Origin of the sequence: Desulfovibrio sp. (assembly GCF_019422935.1) — a bacterium.
Lineage (GTDB): Bacteria > Desulfobacterota > Desulfovibrionia > Desulfovibrionales > Desulfovibrionaceae > Desulfovibrio.
In genome coordinates, this window is record NZ_JAHZCJ010000001.1 from 94,276 (window position 1) to 119,582 (window position 25,307).

The window sequence follows — 25,307 nt, forward strand, 5'->3', positions numbered from 1 at the left end:
GTTTGCGGATGGATTTTCTGGTGTTCAGGCGTTTTGGACGTGCCTGAACACCCGGATACAGAGTTATTGTTGAGGAAATACATTCAATACCCAGGTTTCGTTCTGTTCGTGAATTTACGGCAAAAACTGTCCAAAGTATATGTAAAACTTGCTAATATGCAGGCCGTGAGCTATTTTGCCCACCATGTTGCACTAAGCGCATTAAAGCCGCAGTGGGGGACGGAATGGCAAAGATTGTGCCTTTAACCGGGTGTCAAAAAGAACTGTGGCTCTCTGCAAAAGCGGCGCTGTCCGACTATGCCGAAACCTCCATTCGGGGCTGTTATCACATTGACGCCCTGCTTGATCCCGATTTGTTGCGCCAAGCCATCAAGCGCACGCTGCATTTCACGCCTCTGCCCGCCGCCTCTCTGTGCCAGGATGAAGCCGAACCGTACTTTCTTGTGGGTGAAGAGCAGGAACCTGATTTCAGGGTTCTGGACGCCGCTGCGCAGCCGAATCCCTCCGCCGCTGCCGACCGCATGATCGACGAGTTTTTTGAAGAACCGGTAGAAAATCCCCTTATGCGCTACGCCCTTGTGATCACTGGCGAGGCGAGCTGCATAGTTGCCATGAAGTGCTCGCACGTGGTGCTGGACGGGCTGGCATTCTTTTTTCACATAGCTGTTATTGCAGACGTTTACACAGCACTCGCGTGCGGAGAAACGCCAGACCTTGGCGAGCCGTGCTCCTGCGAAGAAGCCTACCTTGAAGATCAGGCGCACTGCGCCTCGCCGCGTTTTCAGAAAGACATGGCTTTTTGGCACGAACACCTCTCCCGTCTGCCAGAAAAGCGCCTGTTGCGCGCCCTGCCGGGGCGGCCAGATGTGCTTGGCGAGAGCCGCCACCAGAAGTTTGTGCTGTCAGAAAAAACCTCGAGTGAAACGTCCGCGCTCATTGCCGCTCACAAGGTCAGCCCTGCGGTGTTTTTCACGGGCATCTACACGCTCATCGTGTCGTTCATGAGCGGAGAAAAGGACATTGTGGCTCTTGCCCCAGTAGCTTATGGGGAGCGCAAGGTGCTGTACCGGCGGCAGGGGGCCATGATGTCGCTGCCGCCCCTGCTGGTGAACGTGGCCGCGCACGATACCTTTGCCGGGCTGCTGGAGGCAGTCAGCGCGCAGAACGGTTCATTTTACCGCCATGTGCGCACGCCTTACCAACTGGCTGCCCGCCAGCTTGAAGGCAAAAACTTTGCTTTTCTGGCAGATACCTTTGTCAATTTTCTGCCCAATACGCCTCCCGGCACGCCGAAATTCCCCATTGTCGAGGCGGAGCAGAGGCACAGCGCCAAGGAGCCGATCCTTTTTGGTACTCTGGTTATGCAGGAGCTGCGCTCGGGCTGTTTTTCGCTCACGGTGCGCAACAGTCGCAACCATCTGAGCGACAGGGATGTGGAGAGGTTTGTCGCCCGCGTTGAGAGCGTAGTGGCCCAGCTTGCCGCTGGCATTGAGCCGCCGCAGCTTGATTATCTGCTGGATGAAGAAAAGCTTGAACTCGCGCAATGGCGCAGCGGCCCTGCAAGAACGTATGATATCCGCTCTCTGCCAGAACTTTTTGACGCGGTGGCGGATGCCTTTGCCGGGCGCGTTGCCGTCAAGGACGAATGGGGCAACGCCCTTTCGTACGCGCAAGTGCGCGAAAATTCCTTGCGTTGCGCCTCGTGGCTGGCCGGTCAGGGCGTTGTGCGGGGCGGCATTGTGGCGGTGGCGGCACAGCGCACGGCCAATCTGCCCGAAGTTGTGCTGGGCATCCAGCGGCTTGGAGCGATTTACCTCCCCATAGACCCCAAGGCCGCACCCGACCGTATGGCCTATATTGTGGAGGACGCCGGGGCGGACATCACGCTTGATCTGGCCGACCTTACCTACCGACAATCTCCAATAACGCCCTTGCCGCATGCGCCCCGGGCAGAGGATGGAGCCTACCTGATCTACACCTCCGGCTCCACGGGCAAGCCCAAGGGCGTGCTGGCCCCGCACGGCGGCTTTGCCAACATGATCCAGGGGCAGATCGAGCTTTTTGGCGTGCAGGCCGATGACCATGTGTTGCAGTTTGCGCCGCCCATTTTTGACGCCTCGTTGTCGGAAATGTTCATGGCTCTGCTGGCAGGGGCCGCCCTGTACCCGGTGAGCGACCAGTGCCGCAACGCGCCCTGGACGCTGCGGCAGTACATGATTGATAACGACATCACCGTTGTCACCCTGCCACCCTCGTACCTTAATCTTTTTGAGGGAGAGCCCTTCCCCGGTTTGCGCGTGCTCATAACGGCGGGCGAGCCGCCTGTGGCGGGCGATGCCCTGCACTATGCCAAGGGCCTGCGCTATTTCAACGCCTACGGCCCTACGGAAACGTGCGTCTGCGCGGCCATGAAGGAAGTTTCGCCCTTTGAGCCGCAACCCATCGGCGTGGGCAGCCCCATCCCCAATGTGACGCTTTCCATCCGCAATGCCGAGGGGCGTGAGCTGCCCGCAGGCATGGCGGGCGAACTGTGGATAGGCGGGGCCAGTCTTGCCATCGGCTACCACAACAAGCCTGAAATGACGGAGCAGCGTTTTATCCACGTGCCGCAGGAAGGAAATGCCCGCTTTTACGCGTCCGGCGATATGGCCTTGTGGTCGGACAAGGGCGAAATTTTGTTGCTGGGCCGCGCAGACGATCAGGTGAAAATACGCGGCAACCGGGTGGAACTTGCCGAGGTGGCCTGCCTGCTTGAAAGCTGCGAAAGCGTCAGTCAGGCGGCTGTGCTGGCCGTCAAGGATGCGGGCGGTCAGGCCAGCCTTGCGGCATTTTTTGTGCTGCGGCCCGGCGCATCCATAGAAACGGTGGTTTCGTGGAGCAGAACAAGCCTGCCGCCCTACATGGTGCCCTCGGCCTGGCACGTGCTGGAAGCCATGCCCCTCGCCCCCACGGGCAAAATCGACCGCAAGGCCTTGCAAAACCTTGCACGGCGGGGCGAAGCGCATGGCGGCAGTGGCCGTAAGGCCCATGCTGGGCTTCTGGAGATTTTTGAGCGCGTGCTTGGCCGGGCCTACGATCCCGAAAAGAGTTTTTTTGCCCAGGGCGGCAACAGCCTTAACGCCATGTCGTTGCTGCATGCCATCCGCAAGACATTTAATGTTGATATCTCCTTCCGCAGTTTTGTCAGCTGCGAAACGCTGTTTGATGTGGAAGCCCAGCTTGGCGGCGTCCGTGCGGAGTCGGCCCTTGCGGGCATTGAAAGCGCGCCGCTCAGTACCGGGCAATTCCGCATCTGGGCCTACCAGCAGGTGAATGAAGGCTCCATCGACTACAATATGCCCCTGCTGCTTGAACTGCGCGGCGACAGAACAGCGGATTTTCTGGAAGGTCTGCGCAGGGCTGCCAACGCGCAGGAGCTGTTCCACTGTACGGTGGCGGGCGATATAGACAATCCCCATTTTGCGCAGGGCAAGGGCGAGGTCTACCTGTGCAGCGTGACCATTGCCGATGCGCGCGAAGCGGCGGTATTTTTTGACCAGCAGATCCACACGCCCTTTGATCTGCGTGTGGAGCCGCCCGTGCGCCTTGTGGCCGCTGTTTTGCCGCAGTGTGTTCAGGTGCTTGTGCTGGTGCACCATGTGGCGGGGGATGGCGAAACCCTTGAAATCCTGCTGCAAAATGCCTTGCGTTATTTGCGCGGCGAACCTCCCGTGCGTGGCCTGCTGGCTGTACAGGAGGCTTTTTGCCGCAGGCAGGCCGCCTATGCTGCATCGCCAGCCTGCGCCGATGATGCGGCCTACTGGCAGGAGGTACTTACGCCGCCAGTGCCCACCGTGAATCAGGCCGCCGGGGCCGCCAGCCGCAAGGGGGCCATGATCGGCGTTAATCTCGATACGGAAACCGCACTGGGATTTGAAATTCTGGCAAAAAATTCTGGAGCGAGCGTGCTGGCCTGCTTTGTGGCCTTGGCGGGGCGCGCGCTCTGCCGCCGTTTTGACAGAAAAGAACTGTTGCTGGGTGTGCCCATGGGCCTGCGCGAAACGCAGGAAGAATTTTGCGCTGCCGGATTTTACGTCAACACCGTCCCCCTGCGCGTGAGCCTTGACGTCCTTGAAGACAGCGCCGCCGTGGTCGATGCCGCCCGCCAGATGCGGCAGGCCATTGAACACAGCCGTTACTGCGCTGCGGATATTGTGCCAGAATTTTTGGCAACGCATGCGTATTTTGAACCAGTGGGAGTTCCAGGGCTTGAACTGAACAGGCTGGAGCTGGAATTGCGGGCCAGCAAGCTCACAGCCAGCTTTACCCTCGTAACGGGCACGGCTTCTCGCATTGTGCTGGAATATGACGCGGGTTGCATCGCCGATGCCCCGGCTTTGCTGAATGATCTGGCGCGGAGCATGCGTCGTGCCTGCGAAGGTCTTGTCCGCCGTGATCCCCGGCAGGTATTAGGTAATGCCTGGCGCGAGATTCTGCACCCCGGCAGCTCCAGCGCTGTGCAGGAAGAAAGCGACTTTTTCCGGGATGGCGGCGATTCCATCAAGGCTATCCAGATAACGGGCATTCTGCGCCGCAGCGGCATAACCGCCCTGAGCGCGCCGGATTTTTTGCGCATGCCCCGTTTTGGCGATCTCTGCACCCTGCTGGAAAGCGCCGAGAGCGACTCTTCTGCAACGCAGACTATGGACTACAGTCCTGTTGCCCCAGGCGAGCAGGTTCCCCTGCTGCTATTTGCCCGCTATTTTCTGGGTGCGCATCCCAGTCACTGGCGGCAGTTCTTCATGCTGCTGCCGCTGGAAATTCGCGCGGATGTGCCAACGGCAAGCATTGAAGCATGGCTGCAAACCCTGCCGGAAAATCACGAATCCCTGCGCATGGCCTTTGCGCCGGATCATGCCGTGCTGCTGGCCGAGCCGCAAAAAATAGGCCTGCACTGCCGCGATTTCGCCGACACTGTGGAGCAGACAAGCCTGCTGCGCGAGGCGGTGGGGGAGATCACGGCGGGCCTTGATGCGACATGCGGCAAAACGCTGGGGGCCATGCTGGCCCGGCAGGGCGAGAAACGCTTCTTGCTGTTGGTGGGGCATCACCTTGCGCTGGACGCGCTTTCGCTTGAAACCCTGCGGCAGGGCTTGCTCCATTATTGCCGCACAGGCAAAGCCCAGTGCGAAGCGCACGGCCTTGCCCTGCGCGCCCGCGAGGTTGAGCGGCTGCGCGCCGCCGGGGTATTCCCGTCTGAGGAACAGCGCGCCTTGTGGCGGGCTGCCTGCGCCGTACCATGCGAACCCTTGCGGGCCCTTTTGTCCCAGAGCCGGGACAGGGCCGCCAGCCGCGCCCGTTTGTCCGCGCAGCTTGATGGCTTTCGGCAGGAATACAGCACCGATGCCAAGGCCGATCTGCTGGCCGCGCTTGCCTGCGCCCTGCACGCCCAGGGGCAGAAGTCGGCGGTGCGCGTGACGCTTGAGAGCCACGGGCGCGATGAACTTTTACCTGGTTTTGACGCCAGCCGCAGCCTTGGCTGGTTTACGGCGGTCTGTCCCATGCCGCTTGAGCCTGCCCTGAACTACGCGCAGGCCCGCGAAGTCCTCGGCCCGTGGCTGGCGCAGCATTTCAGCCCGGAAAACTGCAATGCCTATGGATATTTGCGGCAGGAAAACCCGGCTGAATTTGGCTATGCGGCCCAGATTGCCTTTAACTATCTGGGGCGTGTGACGGGTCAGCCTGACGAAGAGGCCTCCCTGATGCTCTCGGCTCTGGCTCCGGGGCTTATCCCCGAGCTTGTCCACGCCGATATGGAGGCGGATGCTCCGCTGGAGCTTTCGGTTTTTTTTGACCAACAGGGCATCCTGCACCTCGGGGCGTGGTTCAGCCCGCACTGCCTGGCGCATGATTGGGTTTCCGGCTTGCTCCAGAGCTGGCTTGCGGCTCTGAAGACCCTGCCCGCCTATCTGCCGCAGCAGACCCTGGACGCCATTTTTGCCGCCTGCGGCTGCCGTGCGGAGGATGTGGAGCGCATTGCGCAGCCGGATGCCGGACATGCGCCCTTGCTGTATCAGTCGCTGCTTGCGGAATCAGGGGTTTACACCCAGCAGGTGGAATTTCATTTTCGCGGCCCGGTGGATATTTTTGCGCTCATGCGCGCGTGGGAAGCGCTCACCGCGCGGCACGAAAGCCTGCGTTCCCTCTTTCCCATGCCGGTGGAGGGCGAATTTTACCGCGTGGTATTGCTCAAGGGCCGCACCAGTCTTGAATTTCACGACTTTTCCCACTTGCCGGAGGCCGAGGCCGAGGCTGAAGCACAGGCCCTGCTGCGCGCGGAACGGCAGCGCGGCTTTGACGTGCAGCGCGGCCCCCTGCTGCGGGCGCGGTTTTTCCGTCGGGGTGCCGACCGCGTGGTCATGAGCTGGTGCTTCCACCATCTGCTTATGGACGGCTGGTGCATGGGCGTGCTGCTGCGGGAGCTTTTTGCCCTGGCCGGGGCCAAGGGCGGGCCGGAAAACAGCCGTTTGCCGGAGCCTTTTCCGCTGGAGACCTATTCCCGCTGGCGCGCGCAATTTGATGAGCGTGCGGCGCGGGCTTACTGGGCCGGATTGTTGCAGGATTTCAACGGGCCAACCGGGGTTGAGCTGGCCCAACCGGCTCCCCGCGCTGCCACCCCCGGGGAATTTGACGAACCGCAGACAGTGGAACTGGAACTGGACGCCGCCCTGAGCGCCAGCCTGCAAGAGCTGGCAAAAACAGAGGCGGTGACGCTCTCCGCCCTTGTTCAAACGCTGTGGGCCATTGTGCTCAGCAATGCCAACAATGGCTGCCGCGACGTGGTCTTTGGCGTGGTCACTTCGGGCCGTCCGGCAGAGCTGGCGGGCATTGAGTCCGCCGTGGGGCTGTTCATTCAGACATCGCCGCTACGGGCGCGCTGGACAGCCAGCGAATCCCTCGGCGCGCTGCTGGCCCAGGTGAAAGAACAAAATCTGCAACAGATGCGCTATGGCTATGTGCCCCTGGCGACACTGGGCAGGAATTTGCTCGACCACCTGATGGTCTTTGAAAATTATCCTGTCGATACGTGTTTTGACCACAACCGTGTTGAACTGCGCGACATGCGCGGTTTTGAAAAACTGCCTTACGCTTTGGGCATTTCGGTTATTCCCGGCGTGAATCTGCGTTTTCGTTTTTTGTATGATCCCGAGCGGCTGCCAGAGGAGAGGGCGCTTGCCCTGCGCAACGGGCTGCATGCCGTGCTTGTGGCAGCGGCCTCGGAGGGAGGGCGTACCTGCCTTGCGCTGGAAGAAGCGGCGAATACCGCGCTGGCGGACGCAGAAAAGTCTGGAGCAGAGCAGGGCGAGGCTGAAAATGCGTCCGATAACGCTGCTGTCATAGCAGGGCAAGCCCAGGCTCCGCAGAGGCTGGATGTGGCGAATCTGGCAGAAACCGTGCGCGCGGCCTATGTCGCCGTGCTTGGTTGTCCTGTGGATTCTGTGGATGCGGATTTTTTCCAGCTTGGCGGCCACAGCCTCATAGCCATGAGTCTGCTCTCGCAGTTGAGCAAGAGCCTCTCTGTGACTGTGGGCATAGAGGACGTGATGGGCTATCCCAGCCCGCGCGCCCTTGCCGTTCACATTGGCAGTCTGGCAAAGGCGGATGTGATCATTCCCCGCGTGGAAGGGCTTGCAGTCTACCCCCTGTCGCCAGCCCAGCAGCGCATCTGGTTTCTGCAAAAGCTGCATGAGGGCGGTCAGGTTTATGTGATCCCCTTTGCGGCGCGGCTGCGCGGCCCGGTGGACCCCGTAGCCCTGCAAGAGGCCCTTACCCTGCTTGAAGAAAGGCACGATGCCCTGCGCCTGCGCGTGGCCCTGGATGCGCCGGAGCAACGTCTTGCTCCTGCTGGCGGCCTGCGGCTCGAATGTTACGATGCTCCCCTGACCGATGCCGCCTATTTGGGCATGAGCCTGCCTCTGGGACCGGAAAGGCCCTTGGTGCGCGTGGCCCTGTTCCGGCAGGAGGACGGCAGCCATGCGTTGTTGTTCTGCTTCCATCACATCATATTTGACGGCTGGTCGGCGGAAGTTATCACCCGCGAACTCAACGAAGCCTACGGCGCCGCGCTGCAAGACAGCCTGCCGCAGTGGCCGCCCCTGGAACTGGATTTTGCAAGCTACGCCCTGTGGGAATCGCAGCGGGAGGCGGAAGGACTTGAGCAGATATGCAGCGACCTCGCGCCCCTGCCGGAACGGCTGCGCCTGCCGCTGGATTATCCCCGCCCGGCAGTGCAGCGTTTTGAAGGGGCCGTGCAGAGCTTTGATCTTGGGCTTGAGCGCAGCCACGGCCTCAAGGACTGGGCCTTGCGGGCCGGGGTAACGGTATTCCCCGTGCTGCTCGCGTTGGTGGATGCCTTTTTGCTCCGCCATACCGGGCAGGACGATATTATTGTGGGTTGCCCTGCGGCAAACAGGGAGCATGAGCAGGTTCAGGGGGTTGTGGGCCTTTTTGTCAACACGCTCGCAGTGCGGGCGCGCATGAACGCGCAGGGCGGCTTTGCCGAGCTGGCGGGCACGGTGGATGCCGCGTTCAGAAAATCATTGTCCGCGCAAAACTGCCCCTTTGAAAAAGTTATCGAAGCCGTGGGGGTGGAGAGAAATGCCGCGCGCAATCCCGTGTTTGACGTATTTGCCGCGCTGGAAGACGCAAGCTGGAACAATTTTGGCCGCCCCCCCCTGTGCATGGAGCCTCTGCCTCTGCCGCACCTGTGCAGCAAGTTTGACCTGAGTTTTTACTTCAAGGAGCGGTCGGACGGCGGCTATACGGTGGATGTGGAATACTGCACCGAGCTTTTCAGCCCGCAGACAGTCCGCCGCATGACCGAGCGCCTGCTGACCCTTGCGGACGCCGTGCTGGCTGATGATGCAAAACCCTTGGCCGAACTGGATATTCTGCCAGCGCGGGAGCGCGCAGAACTTGCCAGCTTTAATGATACGGCGGAACCGCTGGATGTCGCCGCCGACATGGACAGCCGTTTTCGCGCTCAGGCTGCCCGCACTCCCCATGCCATGGCAGTGATGGACGCCGCAGGCACGGCTGTTTCCTATCGGCAGTTCAACGTACAGGTGGATGCCGTGTGCGCATGGCTGCAAGGGCAGGGCGTGGCGCGCGGTCAGTATGTGTGCGTGTGCTTTGAGCGCTCGCCCGCAATGCTGGCCTGCATTTTTGCCGTTTTGCGGCTTGGGGCAGTCTATGTGCCGCTTGCCGCCACATTGCCTGATGAACGCATGCGGTCCGTGTTTGAAGACCTCGGACAGTGCGTGGTGCTGTGCGAAGCGCGCTTTGCGGAGGCCTTCCGCAAAAATTTGCAGGACGGGCAGAATGGGCAGTGCGGCCAGCGCGTGCTCTCGCCTGATTTTGAGGCGCTGGTCGCTGGGGCGCAGGTGCCGGGCGCTGTTCCTCATTATGAAGCGGAACCCTTGCCGCCGGATTCCCCGGCCTACGTGATCTTTACTTCCGGTTCCACCGGGCGGCCCAAGGGCGTGCCTATCGAACACGCCAGCGTTGCCAACCGTCTGTTGTGGATGCAGTCGCGCTTTCCCATCGGGCAGGGCGACGAGGTGCTGCAAAAAACCACCATCACCTTTGACGTGTCGGTGTGGGAGTTGTTCTGGTGGTCGTGGCAGGGCGCGGGCATTGCCCTGCTGGAACCGAATGCGGAGAAAAATCCCGCCCTCATCGTGCAGGCCATAGAGGCCCGCCGGGTCACGGTGCTGCATTTTGTGCCGTCCATGCTGCGGGCCTTTCTGGATCATCTGGAGGGGCACCCCGGCGATGTGCGCAGGCTGCGGTCATTACGCTACGTGTTCACCAGCGGCGAGGCCTTGCCCCGCGAGCTTGTGGCGCGGTGGAGCGCCCTGACGCATGCGGATCAGTTGCAGGTGGAACTGCACAATCTCTACGGCCCCACCGAGGCGACCGTGGACGTGTCGTGGCAGCCCTGCCTGAACACGCCGCCCCATGCGGTACCCATTGGCCGTCCGGTCAGCAATACCCGGCTGTACGTGCTGGATGCCTGCAAGAACCCTGTGCCGCTGGGTGTAACGGGCGAGATTTATATCTCGGGCATACAGGTTGCCAGAGGTTATCTGAACAGGCCCGAACTCACTGCCCAGCGTTTTATGGACGATCCCTTTGCCCCCGGCAGCCGCATGTACCGTACGGGTGATCTGGGGCGCTGGCTGGCCGATGGCAGCATTGAATACCTCGGGCGCAACGATGATCAGGTGAAAATTCGCGGCTATCGCATTGAGCTTGGCGAGGTCGAGGCGGCGCTTGGGCGCTGCCGGGGCGTATCACAGGCAGTGGTGCGGATGGGACGCATTGGCGAATACGCGGCGCTTGAGGCCTTTTTGTTGCCGCAGGGTGGCGCGCGGCTTGATCTGGCGGGCATCCGCGCGGAGCTTGCGGCCCTGCTGCCAAACTACATGTGCCCGTCCCGCTTTTTTGTGGTGCAAGATATCCCGCTGAGTCCTTCGGGCAAGGCCGACCGCAAGCGCTTGCAGGGCTACCCCCTGCTGGCAGGTGGGGAGAAGGATGCCGCCTCTGCTGCGCTTGGGCCGGATGCATTCCAGCCAACTTCACAAACTGGCGGGCAAACTGGCTCGGACTCCGGCCTCTCCCCCGCATTGATCGAAGCCGTGCGCGAAGTGTGGCGGCAGGTCATGCCAGAAGTGGAAGCGGGTTCTGATCTGGGATTTTTTGACGCGGGCGGCAATTCGCTCCTGCTGGTGCGGCTGCACACCCTGCTGGACAAGCAATGGTCGGGAGTATTCACGCTGGCGGGGCTTTTTTCAGAAAGCACCATCCGCGCGCAGGCCGCCTTTATTGCGCGGACGCAGCAGGTTGGCAGCACCGTTGCCGTCTGCCGTGCAACCACAGCGCCCATAGCCATTATCGGGATGGCCGTGCGCCTTGGCGACTATGCCGATGTGCAGAGCTTCTGGCGCGATCTTGCCAGAGGCGCGGACAAAAATATTCCCATGTCCGAAAAACGGCGCGGCGAAACGCGGCAGATATTTGATGCCGTGGGCCTTGCCTTTGACGATGCCCGCCTGCGCGAGGCCGCCTATCTTTCGGATATTTCCTCCTTTGATTATCGGCGGTTCGGCCTTTCGCCCAACGATGCCAGCCTGCTTGACCCGGCCCAGCGCGTATTTCTTGAAACGGCCCTGCGTGCTCTGGACGATGCGGGCTACGGCGGCAGCGCCCTTGAAAACGCCGATGTGGGCGTTTTTGTGGGGGCAAGCCCGGTGCGTCTGTTCCAGACTGCCGTAACGCGGGCCTTCCCCGATCTGGCGGAGCAGACCTATCTGCTCAATGTGCCTTCCAACGTGCTGGCCCGCCTGAGCTACATGAAAAACTGGCACGGCCCTGCGGCCAGCGTTGATACGGCCTGTTCGTCTGTGCTGGCGGCCCTGCATCAGGCCTGCCGCAGCCTGCACGAGGGCGAGTGCGCCGTGGCCCTTGTGGGCGGCGCGCATGTTATTGATCTGCCTGTAAAGGCCGATGCAGCCTTTGCCATCGAGTCTGTCTCTGGCCGTACAAGAACCTTTGACGCCGAGGCCAAAGGCGTTGGCGCGGGCGAAGGGGCGGCGGTATTTCTGCTCAAGCCGCTCGATGCCGCACTGCGCGATCATGATGCCATACATGCGGTAATCCCCGGCAGCGCCGTTAACCAGGACGGCAAGTCCTCCAGCATGGCCGCGCCCAATCCCGAGGCGCAGGCCGAGGTCATTGACCGCGCTGCGCGGAATGCGGGCGTCTCCCTGGCAGATATCCAGTTTTTTGAGGCCCACGGTACGGCTACGGTTTTGGGCGACCCTGTGGAAATTGAGGGTCTGCGCAGGGCCTTTGCCCGGCAGGGCGCGCAGCGGGAGCAAAAAGCGCTTATCGGTTCGGTCAAGGGTAATCTGGGGCATCTGGATGCCGCCGCTGGCGCTGCTGGCCTCGCAAAGGCCGTGCTCTGTCTTGAAAACGGCCTTGTACCGCCGCAACCGCATTTTGAGCGGCCAAATCCGCACATTGATTTTGAGGCCGCGCCCGTGCGTGTGGCGCAAAAGCTTGAGCCGCTCCCTCCGCAGGAGCGGCCCTGGCGCTGCGGTGTCAGTTCTTTTGGCCTCAGCGGTGTAAATACCCATGTGATTGTGGCGGAGCATCAGGCGGAGCCTTTGCCGCAGGACGACGGACACTGGCAGTGCGTGGTATTTTCCGCCCCGGACGAGGCCTCGTTGCAGGACTACGCCAGGGCGGTCGCGGCGGCTGTGGCGCGCAACGAGGGCTGGCCCCTGCATGCCGTTGCCGCCACCCTCATGACAGGGCGGGATGCTCTGCCTGTGCGTGCGGCTCTTGTGGCGCGTTTCCGGCAGGGACTGCTTGAACAGCTGGAGGCTGGCCTCACGGGCGTTGCCGTGGCCAGCGCGGGTCGTCATGACAGCCGGGACAGCATGGAAAATCCCCTTCCCGGCGCATTCTTTGCCTCGCAGGAAGCGGCGCAGGCAGCCGCCAGCGCCTATCTTGCCGGGGCAAGCCTTGCATGGCCCGCAGAAAGGCCCGTCTACAGGGTGCATCTGCCCGCAGCTCCTCTCGCCGCCGCTACATTGTGGCCGCGTTTTGCAGCGCATTTTCTTTCCGACCCAGTCATGACACCTGCCGGAAAGGCTTTTGCCCTTGCCGTGGACAGGCCGGATTTCTGGCCTGCTGGGGAGCACAGGCTTGAAGGCACCCCCTTGCTGGTGGGCATGGGCCTGCTGGATTGTCTGGGATGGATTGGCGGAGCCGCCCCCCTGAGTCTGCACGATCTGCGCTGGCGCAAGCCCGTAGCCTGCGGCCCCGGATGCCGCGCAGTGCTGCTGGCGCGGGAGCAGGGCGATGCCCTTGCCGTGGAGCTGCACCACTTTGAGCCTGCCGACCATAAAGCTGGCGAGACGTTTACCAAAGGGCAGGCCACAGGCACATGGAGCGTGGCCGCCAGCGGTTTATTGCGCGGCGGGATTGCCCGCCCTGCGGCGTTGAATCTGGCTACAGTGCGCGAAGGTCTGCGCGAAATTGCGCAGCAAGATACGCCGGAAGATTCGCCGCTCATGGTCAGCGGGCGTTGGCAGTGCCGCAAGGCGCTCTGGGTGGCGGAGGACGGCAATACCCTGCTGGCAGAGCTGTGCCTGCCCGAGGCCTATCGGGCGGATTTCAATACCTTCCGCTGGCATCCGGCCATGATGGACATTGCCGCAAGCCTTGCCCTGCGCGGGGCTTACGGTTTTGTGCCCGCTGGTTGCCGCATGGCGCGGCTCTACAACCCTCTGACCGCGCAGGCCTTTGCGCTGGTGCGTATTACCGACCGTCAGCAGGGTATGATCGTGGCCGACTGCACGGTGACGGACGCCTCGGGCCAGATTGTTGCGGAGCTTGAAGGAATGACCTTTATGGCCCTGCGCAAGGGGCAAACCGCTGGCAAATCCGGCCCGGATATTTTGCAGCCGCAGCCGGAACTGTACGCCATCGGGTGGAAGCAGGCCGATCTGAAAGGCTCTATTGCCGGGCCGCAAAACATCATCTTGCTTGGCGGGCAGGGTGGCCTTTTGGGTGAGGCTCTTAAGCCGCTTGCCCACGCGCGCCGTCCCTTGCCCGCGCATGCGGATGAAGCCCGCGCGCTGGCGCATGAAATTCTGGCTGGCCCCACAGATCATCTGCTCTGGCTGCCCAGCTTGCAGTCGGGCGGGCAAAACGACACATGGCCGCTTTGCGCCCTGCTGCAAGAGGTTTGCAGCGGCGGGCTGCGCCGCCCCCTGCGCGTCACAGTTGTGGGCAGCGGGGCCTTTGTGCCGGATACCTCCGCCCATGAACCGCATCAGGCATGTTTGCCGCAGGGCGCGTTGTACATGGGGCCGCTGCTCTGCCTGCCATGGGAAGAACCCAGGATTTCCTGCGCCTATGTGGAGCTTGAGGAGCAGAATGCAGCTTCCGTAGCGGCCTTTGTGGCCAGCCTCGGGCTGGTTGACGGGCCGTATGTGGCGGCACACGATGGCACGGTGCGTGTGCGCGAGCTGGTCAAACTGCCGTCTGCGCCTGCCTCGACCGCCATACCTGTTATAACAAGGAACGGCTGCGTGGTGATCACCGGCGGCCTTGGCGGCATGGGCCAGACGCTGGCGCGCCAGATTCATGAGCGCCACGGGGCGCGGGTGGTTTTGCTGCACAGAAGCAGCCAGTTGCCGCCCCATGCGCTGGAGGGCGTGCCCTTTGCCGCCTTCCGTTGCGACGTTACGGATGCCGCGCAGGTTGAAGAGGTTTTTGCAAAAATCCGGCGCGAGGTCGGCCCTGTGCAAGGCGTCATTCATACGGCTGGCGTGGCTGGCAGGGGTTACCTGCTGACCAGCGACAGGCAGGGATACGAATCCGTGCTGGCCCCCAAGGTGACTGGCGCCTGGAACCTGCACAAGGCAACCCTTGGTGATGATCTGGCCTTTTTTGTGCTGGCTTCATCGCGCACGGCCCTTGTGGGCGCGCCGGGGCAGAGTGATTACACCGCCGCCAATGCCTATTTGAACGCGTTTGCCCGGTATCGGCGCAGCCTTGGGCTGCCCGGGCTTTCCATCAACTGGAACACATGGTCGGGCGTGGGCATGGCCGTTCGCGAGGGGCTTGGCAACGGGCCGGAAGCCGCAACCATGCTTGCGCCGCAGCAGGCCCTTGCCGTGCTTGAGGCCGCGCTTGCCAGCGGCGAGGATCTTGTGGCTGTGGGCATGACGGGCGAAAGCGCAGCGAATTTTGCCCTTAACGGCCTGCCCGGGAGCGAGTTGCCCGGCAGCATGTTGGGCAGCGCGTCAATCAGCAGCAGTGCGGCGAAGGGCAATGCCACGCAGGCGCAACCCGGCGTTAATGCCGACAGTCTTGATGGGGCGGCCCTGCTTGAGATTATCCGCGATTGCCTTGGATATGACAGACCGCTGACCAGAGAGGACGACTTTTTTGATCTGGGTGGCGATTCCATTGCCGCAACGCGTATTGTGAATCGGCTGGACAAGGAGGCGGGGCTTGCCCTCGCTGTGGCGGATCTGCTGGAAAGCGACACCCTCGGCGATATTGTCGACTGCGCCCTTGCCTCGCGCAAGCCAGCGCAGCCGCTGCAAAAGAACGAGGAAACAACGCCAGTTCTGGATAAGTACCCCGTGGGCAACGAGCAGCTTGCCATCCTGTATGCCGACATGGTCAGCGAGGGCGATCTAGGTTTCAACCTGCCAGCATTCCTTGTGATGCCGCCAGATGCAGATGCGGCGCGGCTTGAAAAGGCCCTTGCCCAGATTGTGGAGCGGCATGAGGCGCTGCGCACCAGCTTCTGCGACTTTGAGGCCGAGCGTCCGGCCATGATTATTCATCCGTTTACGGGATTTACCCTTGAAGAAAGGCGCATCCCCGATCTTGCGCACAAGGATGCTGTTATCCGACCCTTTAACCTGCGCAACGAAACGGGCTTTCGCGCCTGCCTGCTTGTGACCGATGCGGGTGAAAAGATCTTGTTCATTGACCTGCACCACGCCCTTGGGGACGGCAGAACCATGTCGCTGCTCAATGTGGAGTTGTACCGTCTGTATCACGGGCTGGAGCTTGCGCCTGTGACCGCGCAGATGAAGGATATCGCCTGGCGGCAGGTCATGCATCCCGATCCCGAAGCGGCAGCCTACTGGCAGAATATTTACAAGGGCGAATTGCCCCGGTTGGATCTGCCCGCATCGCATCCTCGGCCCCGGGTGCACACGGGCAGGGGCGGCACGTATGAATTTGACCTCGCGCCGGAGCTTGTGCAGGCCATCAAGGGTTTGGCCCGCAGGGAAGGGCTGACCAACTATCAGGTTTCGCTCTGCGCCTGGAGCCTGCTGGCGCAAGCCTACACCGGCTCGCAGGATATTGTGGTCGCTGTTTCAATGGACGCGCGGGGCGAACATCTCAACACCGCAGGCATGCTGGCCTCCGTGCTGCCGCTGCGTTTCAGCGTAGACCCCGACCAGCCGCTTTCCGCCCTGCTGCGCGCCACGCGGCAGGTAAGCAACGAAGGCATGCGGCACCGCTCTTACATCCTTAACAGCCTGCTGGCCGACCTCAGGCAGACCGCATGGCCGGACAGATCGCCCCTGTCGGAGATCATCCTCTCGTACATGAACTTTGAATTTGCCGCCGAAGGGCAGGGCCTGTTTGAATCCCTGCGGTTCAGCAAATTCTCCAGCAAGACGGATCTTTCCATCTTTGTGAGCGATATTGGTGAGAGCATAAGCATTGCCCTTGAATACTACGCAGACCTGTTCAGCGAGGCCGATGTGCTGCGCATGGCCCGCGATTATGTGCGCATGCTTGAACTCATGACCTCCGCGCCTGCGGATGCGCCGCTGCGCTTTACGCCCACTGATTTGCCGTGCGCCGCTGGCGGTGCGGTCATCCTTGAAACGTGCGAGGCCCTGGCCCCGGCAGCCTTGCAGCAAGGTGTTGAGGCAGTGGCTGCGGGCAAGGGAGCATCTGCCGAGGCTGTGTTGCTGGCGGTGTTTGCCGTGCTGATGGGCAAGGTGACCCAGCAGGAGCAATTTGTGGTGGCGGTGCCGCCAGAGCGCGCCATCAGGTTCAGTATTGACGACAATATGGAGTTTGAAGAACTGCTGGCCTTCACGCAAAAGGGGCTGACGGATAAGGCTGGTACGGGCGATGCTGACCACGGGGTCTCTGCCCTTGCTGATGATAACATGCCCCTCATGCAAAGTGCCCTGCGTTTGGGTTTTGCATTTGCGCGGGGGGGCGTCTCTATCCCTGATGCGCAAGGGAGGGGGTATGGTCTTTTCTGCTCGGTCCAAGAACAGAAGGAAGGTCTGGCCCTGCATTTTGCGTATGATCCGCAACAGCTTGGCGCGGAAACCGCTCAGGACTGGCTGACTTATTACGGGAATTTTCTTGAAGGCATAATTGAAGGGGCGGCATGATGAAGTTATCGGATTTTTCCTTTGCCACTCCAGAAAAAAAATCTGCAAGGCCAGAGTCTGCCAGTATTTCCTGCTCTGGCCCGCATACTGCGAGCGCCACGCAGGCAGGGGGGGAGTTTGCCAGCCTTGAGCATCTGTTCCGCAGCATTGCTGACGCAAGGCCAGAAGCCGAAGCTCTGACCGGGGGCGGCCATGGGCTGACCTTCAGTGAGCTGGACGTTCTCTCGGAACGCATTGCCCGTTTCATTCTTGCGCAGGGGTATGGGCACGAGGCCGTGGTGGGCGTGCTGTGCGCGCGCGGCGCGGTGTATCTGGCTGCGGGACTTGGCATTATGCGGGCCGGGGCAGTGTATCTGCCCGTGGAGCGCGAGCAGCCGCAAAGCCGCAAAGAGGCCATGCTGCGGCCCGCAAGCCTGATTATTGCCGACAGCGCCTGCCTGCGCGAAGCCGAGTATTTTCACTACAGGAATCCCGGCATTCGGCATGTGCTCTGCCTTGATGCGCAGGACTATGACGATGCCCTTGAAAAAGGCACAGGCCTTGTCAGCACCGAATACTGGGAGCAGGTGGCGCAGGGGGGCAGCGACATGGGCTGGAAGAGCGATTTTGACGCCGCCCCCTGCCCGCGAAGCGATCTCGCGGCCATGGCCGCTGCCGTGCTTGAGAAATGCGGGCTGGCTCACAAGGCGGATTATCTCCGCGCAGGCCGCAAAGTGCTGGATGTGGGCAGCGGGTCTGGTTGCGTGGCGCAAGCGCTTGCCAAGGCCGTGCAGGAATATGCGGCTGTGGATCTGGCCCGCAATGAACTCAGCCGCCTTGCCAGTTTTGACGCTGCCGCCAGGGTGACGCCGTATCGTATGGAAGCGGCGGACATTCATTTTCTTGAAGGTCAGGCCTTTGACGTGGTGGTCATAAACGGCGTGGTGGAAAATTTCCCCGGCTACAACTATCTGCGCAGGGTGCTGCATCACGCCGTGGAGATGCTCACGCCTGACGGCCTCGTTTTTGTGGGGGCGGTGCGCGATCTGGATTGCCGGGACGACCTGCGGGCTGCCTTGCAGACACATGCCCTTGCCACCGGCGATCAAACCGGCCTGCTGCGGCTTGATGCCTCTGAGGAATTGTTTGTTCCCCGCCAGTTTTTTACGGAGTGGGCGGCGCGCTGCCCTGTGTCGGTGGAAGTGACATTCTCCCCTTGCATTTTTGGGCAGAACCATGAGCAGAACCGTGTGGATGGCGGCAAGCAGCAAGGGGAGCAACCTTACCGTTATGATGTGGTCATCCGCCCCGGCGGCAGTCGCTCTCTGGTTCCGATTTCGCGGTTTGGGGCCCAGCATTTGCCGCCTGCGGGCGGGCAAGCCCTGCCCCCATGCGATCCCGCCCAGGCTGCCTATATCGTCTATACCAGCGGTTCAACGGGCACTCCCAAGGGGGTGGTGGTTGAGCACTGCAACCTCATGCACATTTTGCGCGCCCTGCGGCCCTATGCGGCGGGCTGCGAGAGGGTGGGGCTGGTTGCGCCCCTGTCGTTTGACGCTTCTGTGCAGCAGTTGGCCGTGTCTGTCTTCAGCGGCAAGAGCCTGCACGTGCTGTCGGACGAAGAACGCAAGAATCCCTCGCTTTTTTGCGCCTGCGCGCGTGAGCGCGGGCTTGACCTGTGCGACATGACGCCCGCGTTTTTCAACGTGCTCACAGACTGGCTTGCCGAGCAGCGTCAGCCTTTGCCGCTCAAGGCTCTGCTGCTGGCGGGCGAAGTGCTGCGGCCCGATGTGATCCGCAAATTTTACGCCATCCCCGGCAACGAGGATGTGGTGCTGTTCAATGTGTACGGCCCCACGGAATGCACGGTGGACAGCAGCGCCTTTCGCATAGATGTGGGCAACCATCAGGATTTTACCGCCTACCCCATTGGCAGTCCTCTTGAAGGCGTGCGCATCTGCGCCATGGATAAAAATTGTCAGGAGCTGCCCGATTCAGTCACTGGCGAACTGTGGATTTTGGGCAATGGTGTGTCGCGCGGCTACCTGAATAACGCCAGCCCCGGTGCGTTTGTGGAAAAAGACGGCCAGCCCTGCTATCGCACGGGTGACAACGGTTATGTGCAGAACGGCCTTGTTTTTTTCCGTGGACGCGAAGACCAGCAGGTGAAGATACGCGGCAACCGGGTGGAACCTGGCGAGGTGGAAAAGGCCGTTGCGGGCTTTCCCGGCGTGCGTCAGGTGGCGGTGGTGGCGGATACCTTTCGCGCCGGGGAGGAAAAGACCCTCGCCGCCTATGTGGTGGGCGATGTGGATATGGCCCTGCTGCGCGGATACCTAGAGCAACACCTGCCGCCGTACTGCGTGCCCGCCTATTTTGTCCCCATGATGGAATTGCCGCTTTCGCTCAACCGCAAGATAGACAAAAAGGCTCTGCCGTCACCCCTGGGCGGGGTGGAAATTCAGCGCGGGCGCATGCCTGTCGGGCCTGTGGAAGAAAAACTGGCCGAAATATGGAAGCGACTGTTGGGCTTTGAAATCACCGATGCCAATGCTGGCTTTTTCAGTCTGGGCGGTCACAGCATTCTTTCCATCAGGCTTATTGCCATGATCGAAAAGGAAATGGGCGTGCATGTGGCTGTGAACGAGCTGGTCTCGCATTCAAGCATCGCGCAGCTTGCGTCCCTGCTGGCCGGAAAGACCGAAAAGCGTGAAAGCCCCGTTATCCAGCTGCAACACTGCGAAGGCGGCAAGAACCTTGTGCTGTTTCACCCTGTTGGCGGCAGCGTGTTCTGCTACAGCGACCTTGCGCGCCTGCTTGGCGGCAAATATTCGGTCTATGCCGTCGAGGCGGCGGGCTTCAGCCAGCGCCGCACGTCGCTTACAACAGAGCTGCATACGGTTGAGAGCCTGGCGGAGTATTATCTGGACGAAGTACTCAAGGTCGAGAGCCGCGATATCATCTGGGGCGGCTGGAGTTTCGGCGGTCTGCTGGCCTATGAATGTTCCCGGCGGTATGCGACACTGGGCAACCGCAGCGAGCCTGTCATCATTCTTGATACCGTGGCCGACAATACCCGCGCAAAACAGATGGCGGCCAAGGATGACATCGAACTGTTGCAGCTCATTTTGCAGCAAGGTATGGCCTTTGACCCCGTAAAGCTCCGCGCCATGCCGCGTGAACAGCAACTGGGCTACCTTGTGGAATGCGGTGAGAAAAGCGGATTGCTGCCTGCCGGGTTCAGCGCCGTGCAGATGGACAATCTGTTGCTGACCTATCGCGGCAACACCCTGGCGGCTGCGCGTTACGAGCGGCCAGGCCCTTCAGACTGCAAACTGTTGCTGGTGCGCGCGCTGGATTTTGCAACTAACCCGCAGATAATAATGAATGACGACTATCAGGGTTGGGCCCGTTTTTTGAAGAAGGAAAATATCTCGCTGCGCTGGGCGCAGGGCACCCACGAAACCATGCTTTCTGCCGGCCTTGCCGCAAATGTGGCCCAGCTTATACTGGAATATCTTGAAGCTGAAAAATAGTCGGAGATATTTATCTATAAAAAGTCTAGATATCGTCCTGGAGAATTTCTTAACAATGTTGTAAAATTGTTGTCGGTTAAAAATGAGAGTTGTTTCTATTTAGAGTAAGTGTGACGCTCATTTTACAAACTGCTTTTGCACGTCATTTGTGCCAAGAAATGCTTTTTTTGATTCAGTGAAAGTTTTTTTTCATTTTCCCCTAAAGTTTTTGCTTGAATTTTATGTTCCGGAATGAAACAGTCGTCCTTACGCTTGCAAGGCTGTTTTTTTCCGGTATTTTTTTTTATTTTGCGCCCTCCAGGCATGGATGGCGTGCGGCCACGCGCAGAAGTTGCCCCTTGAACTCTAAATGTCTGTTAAGGCAACAGCCTGTCAGGCAAGCAGAATTGTGCTGATGTGTTTTGTCGCCCCCGTTTTGCTAAGTGCGCATTGGGGACTTGCTTTGCTGGTACATGTGCAGCGTTGAAGTTGTGCCTGTATATATTGGTGCGTAATTGTAATTGTTTATTCTTGCACAACAGTATTCATGTAATCGTTTTATGTGTGTTATGGGGTTTGCCTTTTATTTTGCATCAAGGCTCTTATTTTTATTCAGTTCTTTTGTCTGATTATTGCAGGATATGGCATTAAGGAGTGTGGTCTCGTATTGATACCTTCTTGTTGCCAATAAATAAATATCTACTTTTATATTAAGCTGCGCCGATTTTAAGGTTCATTTGGTATTAGTTATTAAAGATTACAGGCTATTGTCTTTGTTCCGGGTTTTCGTATATGAGAGGCTTTGAGTTCAGGCACCTGCCTGGGCAAGTTGTGTTACCGTGCGCAGGGGCAGTGCAAACCCTAGCTCAGGATTTTGCCATGCAATCTCAAAAAGAGTCCAGGCTGTTTTTGCAAAAGCTTTTGCAAAATCCGCCGACGCTTCCGTTTGAACCCAAGCTGCTTCCCCTGCTGTTTGCGGTTACCCAGGAAGGCTCCAATGCCTCGGTGCGCTCGGTCGTTGCACTGATTGAAAAAAGTCCACGGCTCGCAACACGTGTGCTCACAGTGGCCAATTCGGCTGCATATGGGCTTGAATTCAAGGTTTCTACCCTGCAAAGAGCCATCAGCATCATGGGCCTGCGCGAAGTGCGCCTGCTTGTGCTCATGGTGGGCATGTCGTCGTTTATACGCGAGGCCCAGCTTCCCAAGACGTTTGATACTGCGGCATTCTGGAAACACCTGCTTTCTGTTGCAACCATTGCCCGAACCCTGGCGGATGTGCTTGGCGGAGATAACGGCGCATGCGGGCCTTGCGCCTGCGCTGGCGAGCGCCTGGTTATGGTGCCGGACGAGGCATATATAGCTGGCTTGCTGCACGATGTGGGCAAGATTTTTTTTGCTGCCGCACGCCCAGAACTCTGGGAAAAGACGGCAGAAATGGAACAGGCCGAAAATTGCGGCAGTTCCGAGGCTGAAACCGCGCAGCTTGGCATGGACCACGGGCTTATTGGGGCGGCAGTGATGCACCAGTGGAAGCTGCCTCTGGTGCTTACCGAACCCATAAACCTGCACCACTCGCCCGAGCTTGCCACAACGTATAAAATGGAGGCGCGCCTGCTTGCTGCGGCCAACGCCTTGGCGCATTGCAGCCACGATGCGCCCATGCTGAAGAGCAAGGCGGGCGAACACCTGCCCGAGGGGTGTGATCTTGATGCCGTGAGCGCGGCTGTGCTTGAAAGTATGGTCAGAATACAGGAAGCCGGTTTTGCTGAGCTTGATGCATAGCCCGTGCGTGGGCCTGATGCCGCATCTGTTTTTTTCAACTTTTCTTGAGGCTCACACTTGAGGCGCGCACATGGATATTGAAACCGGCCTTGATAACCTGCTGCGCGGGCAATTCGACGCTGCGCTGGCTGAATTTGAAGGCTGCGGGCAGCAGCCCACAGCAGAGAAACTGTGCGAGCTCACGCGGGCCTGCGCTGATCTTTCTGCCTATGCGGCGGCACTGGCAGAGGGGGATCTGTCTGTCCGCCCGCCCAAATCCTGCCGTCACTTTTCCACACACCTTGAAAGCCTGCACGCCAAGCTCAAGCGTCTGGCGCGGCAGCTGCTCATATTCAGCGCGGGCTACCCCATGCCTGCGGTTGACGATATGGGTGACCTCTCTGACGGACTGACCTTTCTTATCAATCAGGCGCAGACCTGCAAAAAGCAGGTCGAGCACGACCAGAATCACGATGTGGAAACCGGCCTTATGAACCGCCGGGCCTTTGTTCGCGGCGTGCGCGAAGCCTTGCAGATGCAGCCCGGCAAATTTGGCGTACTGCTTTCGTGCGGTCTGGATAATCTCAAGTACGTGAATGAGTCGCACGGGTATGATGGGGGTGATCTGTACATAAGCAAGGTTGTTGAAGCCTTGCAGATGTGCGAAAATGACGCAGTGCTGCTGGCCCGCACGGCAGGCAGCGAATTTGCCGTCTTTGCCCACGGCTTTGATAATGAAGAAAGCGCCTTGCGCTTTGCTCAGGATAACCGCAAAACCCTGCTGAACACCACCATTGAACTGCCCAATGAGGTCGTGCGCATACGCGCATCACTCGGGGTGGCCGTGTATCCTAGCGATGCCATGACCGGCGATGTGCTCATGAATTATGCCAGCCACGCCATGTTTGAAGTGCAGAATTTCAATCGCGGCACGCTCATGCGGTTCAATCCCGAAGTTTACCGGGCCAAGGCCAATATTTTGAGCCGTCAGGAACGGCTGGACGAATTGCTTGAAGGCCAGTTGATCCGCTTTGCCTTTCAGCCCATCGTGAGCCTGAAAGATGGCTCAATCTACGGCTATGAGGCGCTCATGCGCTCCACAACCCCGCATTTTGCCTCGCCGCTTGATGTGCTGCAACTGGCAGAGGCGCAGTCAAAACTGCCCCAGCTTGAGCATATGACCTTCAGGATGATTTTTGACTGGATGGACAAAAACCTCCCTTCGCTCGGGGCCAGAAAGATATTTTTCAACGCCATTTCCGCGCAGTATCTGGATGCCCGGGAGCTGCGCAACATGCACCCGCGGTACGAAGACATAAGCCGCAACATGGTGTTTGAAATCATAGAAACCGCCAGCAGCGAGGAGGGCCTTGCCCAAAAGGTGCGCGAGCTGCGCACGGAGCTGGCGGCCTTTATCGCCATTGATGACTTTGGCTGCGCCCACTCAAATGCGCTGCGGCTTTTGAATATTTCGCCCGAGATTCTCAAGATTGACAGCTTTTTTATCCGCGCCATCCACAAGGCGCCCGCATCCAAGAGGGAATTTCTTTCAAATATTCTTGTGTATTGCCGTTCAAAGGGCATTCTCACAGTGGCGGAGGGTGTGGAAACTTGTGAGGAACTTGCCAGCGTGGTAGCTCTGGGGTTTGATCTTGCTCAGGGCTTTTATCTGGCAAGGCCGGAATTTGTCCTGCAAGAGCTTGCGCCAAGCCAGATTGAAGAAATCACCGCGCTCAAGCGCACAGTCTGATTCTGTTTTTTTCTTTCTGCTTCTTCCTTTTCTCTTCTCCATTTTTCCGTTCCCTGCATGTGCAGTCTGCAAATCGACTGCCTCATCCGCCCTCATTCCTTTCATTCCGTTATGCCCAAAAGGCGCGGGATATCCCAGTCTTCCGTCTCATTGAATGAAAGCGCCCGGCTCACGCAAATCCTGCTTTCCGCCGACAGGTCAAGCCTCTCTTCCATCTGGGCTACCCCTCTGGATTTTCTGATAATGATCACCGTTGGCCGGGTTGGAAAATCGGGGTTGCAGTTGCTTATGAGGCCCATGCGCCCGTCTGAAAGCTTAACCCCTGTTCCTAACGGGAAGACCCCCACCATTCTTATGAATGAATCCGCAAAACCGCGCGGCCATGCCGTTCCGTCCATTTTGTATATGATTGCCAGCGCATGGCTGGGGCAAATGGCGGATTTGTATACGCGCCTGGATGAAAGCGCGTCATACACATCGCAGATAGAGATGATACGCCCAAAAAGGCCGATGGCCGAGCCTTTGAGTCCGTATGGATACCCCAGGCCATCGTGCATCTCGTGATGCTGGGCTGTGCCCTCCAGAATTTCTGGTGCGATGCGTGGTATCTTGCGCAAGGCGTCATAGCCGAGCAGCACGTGCGATCGCATGACGGCAAATTCAGCCGGGGAAAGCGTGCGCGGCGCGTTGAGGATTTCTCTCGGTACGAGGGCCTTGCCGTAATCATGAAACAGCCCGGCCATACCGGCAAGTTGTTGCTGCTGATCAGTGAGGCCCAGATGCCGGGCAAAAGCTACGGCGAAAATGGCCACGTTGACGCTGTGCCTGTATGTGTATTCGTCTCGCCCTTTCAGGTTGGCAAGGGTCAGCATGGCGTTGGCGTTGCGCTTGAGGGCAAGAATGATGGACTTAACGCAGGGTTCTGCCCCTGCAATGTCGGCGCTGTCGCACACGCCGGAAGTCATGGCGGCTTTTACATGGGCGTAGGCGGCAGCGTGCGCTCTTTGCGCCTGGGCAATGTGGCGTGAAAAAACGCGCGGCAGCGCGCAGCCCGGCTCATACGTGGGAACGGCGCGCTCCGGATCGTGAATTACTTCGGTAAAGCCCTGCTGGATGATCCCGTCAATTTCTGCCTGATCGGCCACAAGACCCTCGCGCATGTAGAGCAGCGGGGCATTGATCCAGGAAATGCCCGGATTGAGCACGTACATTCCCGGCTTCAGGTTTGCTATAGGTATCCGTTCCGCAGGCATGCTGGTGGATCCTTTGGCAGGCATTTGCGTTTATTTTCACTACAAT

The 25,307-nt window shown here is 59.8% G+C and carries 5 protein-coding genes; 4 read left to right on the plus strand and 1 reads right to left on the minus strand.

The genetic code is table 11. The features are described from left to right. The first annotated feature begins 224 nt into the window (after positions 1-224). From QZ383_RS00390 to QZ383_RS00405, 4 genes are all read left to right on the plus strand, one after another. On the plus strand, positions 225-17,000 hold the full coding sequence (locus tag QZ383_RS00390; RefSeq protein WP_291442111.1) for a non-ribosomal peptide synthetase: 16,776 nt from the start codon (positions 225-227) through the stop codon (positions 16,998-17,000). After that, entirely contained in the window at positions 16,997-20,515 is a 3,519-nt protein-coding gene (locus QZ383_RS00395) for an alpha/beta fold hydrolase (protein ID WP_291442114.1), read from the plus strand. Before QZ383_RS00390 ends, QZ383_RS00395 begins: the two co-directional genes overlap by 4 nt. Positions 20,516-21,373: 858 nt before the next feature. Further along, the gene (locus QZ383_RS00400) at positions 21,374-22,279 is read left to right on the plus strand and encodes an HDOD domain-containing protein (RefSeq protein WP_291442117.1); all 906 of its coding nucleotides are present in this window, start codon (positions 21,374-21,376) and stop codon (positions 22,277-22,279) included. Positions 22,280-22,349: 70 nt separating this feature from the next. After that, positions 22,350-24,008, plus strand: a complete 1,659-nt coding sequence (locus tag QZ383_RS00405; RefSeq protein ID WP_291442118.1) for a GGDEF domain-containing protein — start codon at positions 22,350-22,352, stop codon at positions 24,006-24,008. A gap of 101 nt (positions 24,009-24,109) precedes the next feature. Here QZ383_RS00405 and QZ383_RS00410 read toward each other — a convergent pair whose 3' ends face one another. Further along, on the minus strand, positions 24,110-25,261 hold the full coding sequence (locus QZ383_RS00410) for an HD-GYP domain-containing protein (RefSeq protein WP_291442119.1): 1,152 nt from the start codon (positions 25,259-25,261) through the stop codon (positions 24,110-24,112). Between the last annotated feature and the right edge of the window lie 46 nt (positions 25,262-25,307).

Excerpts from the sequence above, each read along its gene's own strand:
- QZ383_RS00390 (WP_291442111.1), top strand. The coding sequence starts at position 225 with ATGGCAAAGATTGTGCCTTTAACCGGGTGTCAAAAAGAACTGTGGCTC.
- QZ383_RS00395 (WP_291442114.1), top strand. The coding sequence starts at position 16,997 with ATGATGAAGTTATCGGATTTTTCCTTTGCCACTCCAGAAAAAAAATCT.
- QZ383_RS00400 (WP_291442117.1), top strand. The coding sequence starts at position 21,374 with ATGCAATCTCAAAAAGAGTCCAGGCTGTTTTTGCAAAAGCTTTTGCAA.
- QZ383_RS00405 (WP_291442118.1), top strand. The coding sequence starts at position 22,350 with ATGGATATTGAAACCGGCCTTGATAACCTGCTGCGCGGGCAATTCGAC.
- QZ383_RS00410 (WP_291442119.1), bottom strand. The coding sequence starts at position 25,261 with ATGCCTGCGGAACGGATACCTATAGCAAACCTGAAGCCGGGAATGTAC.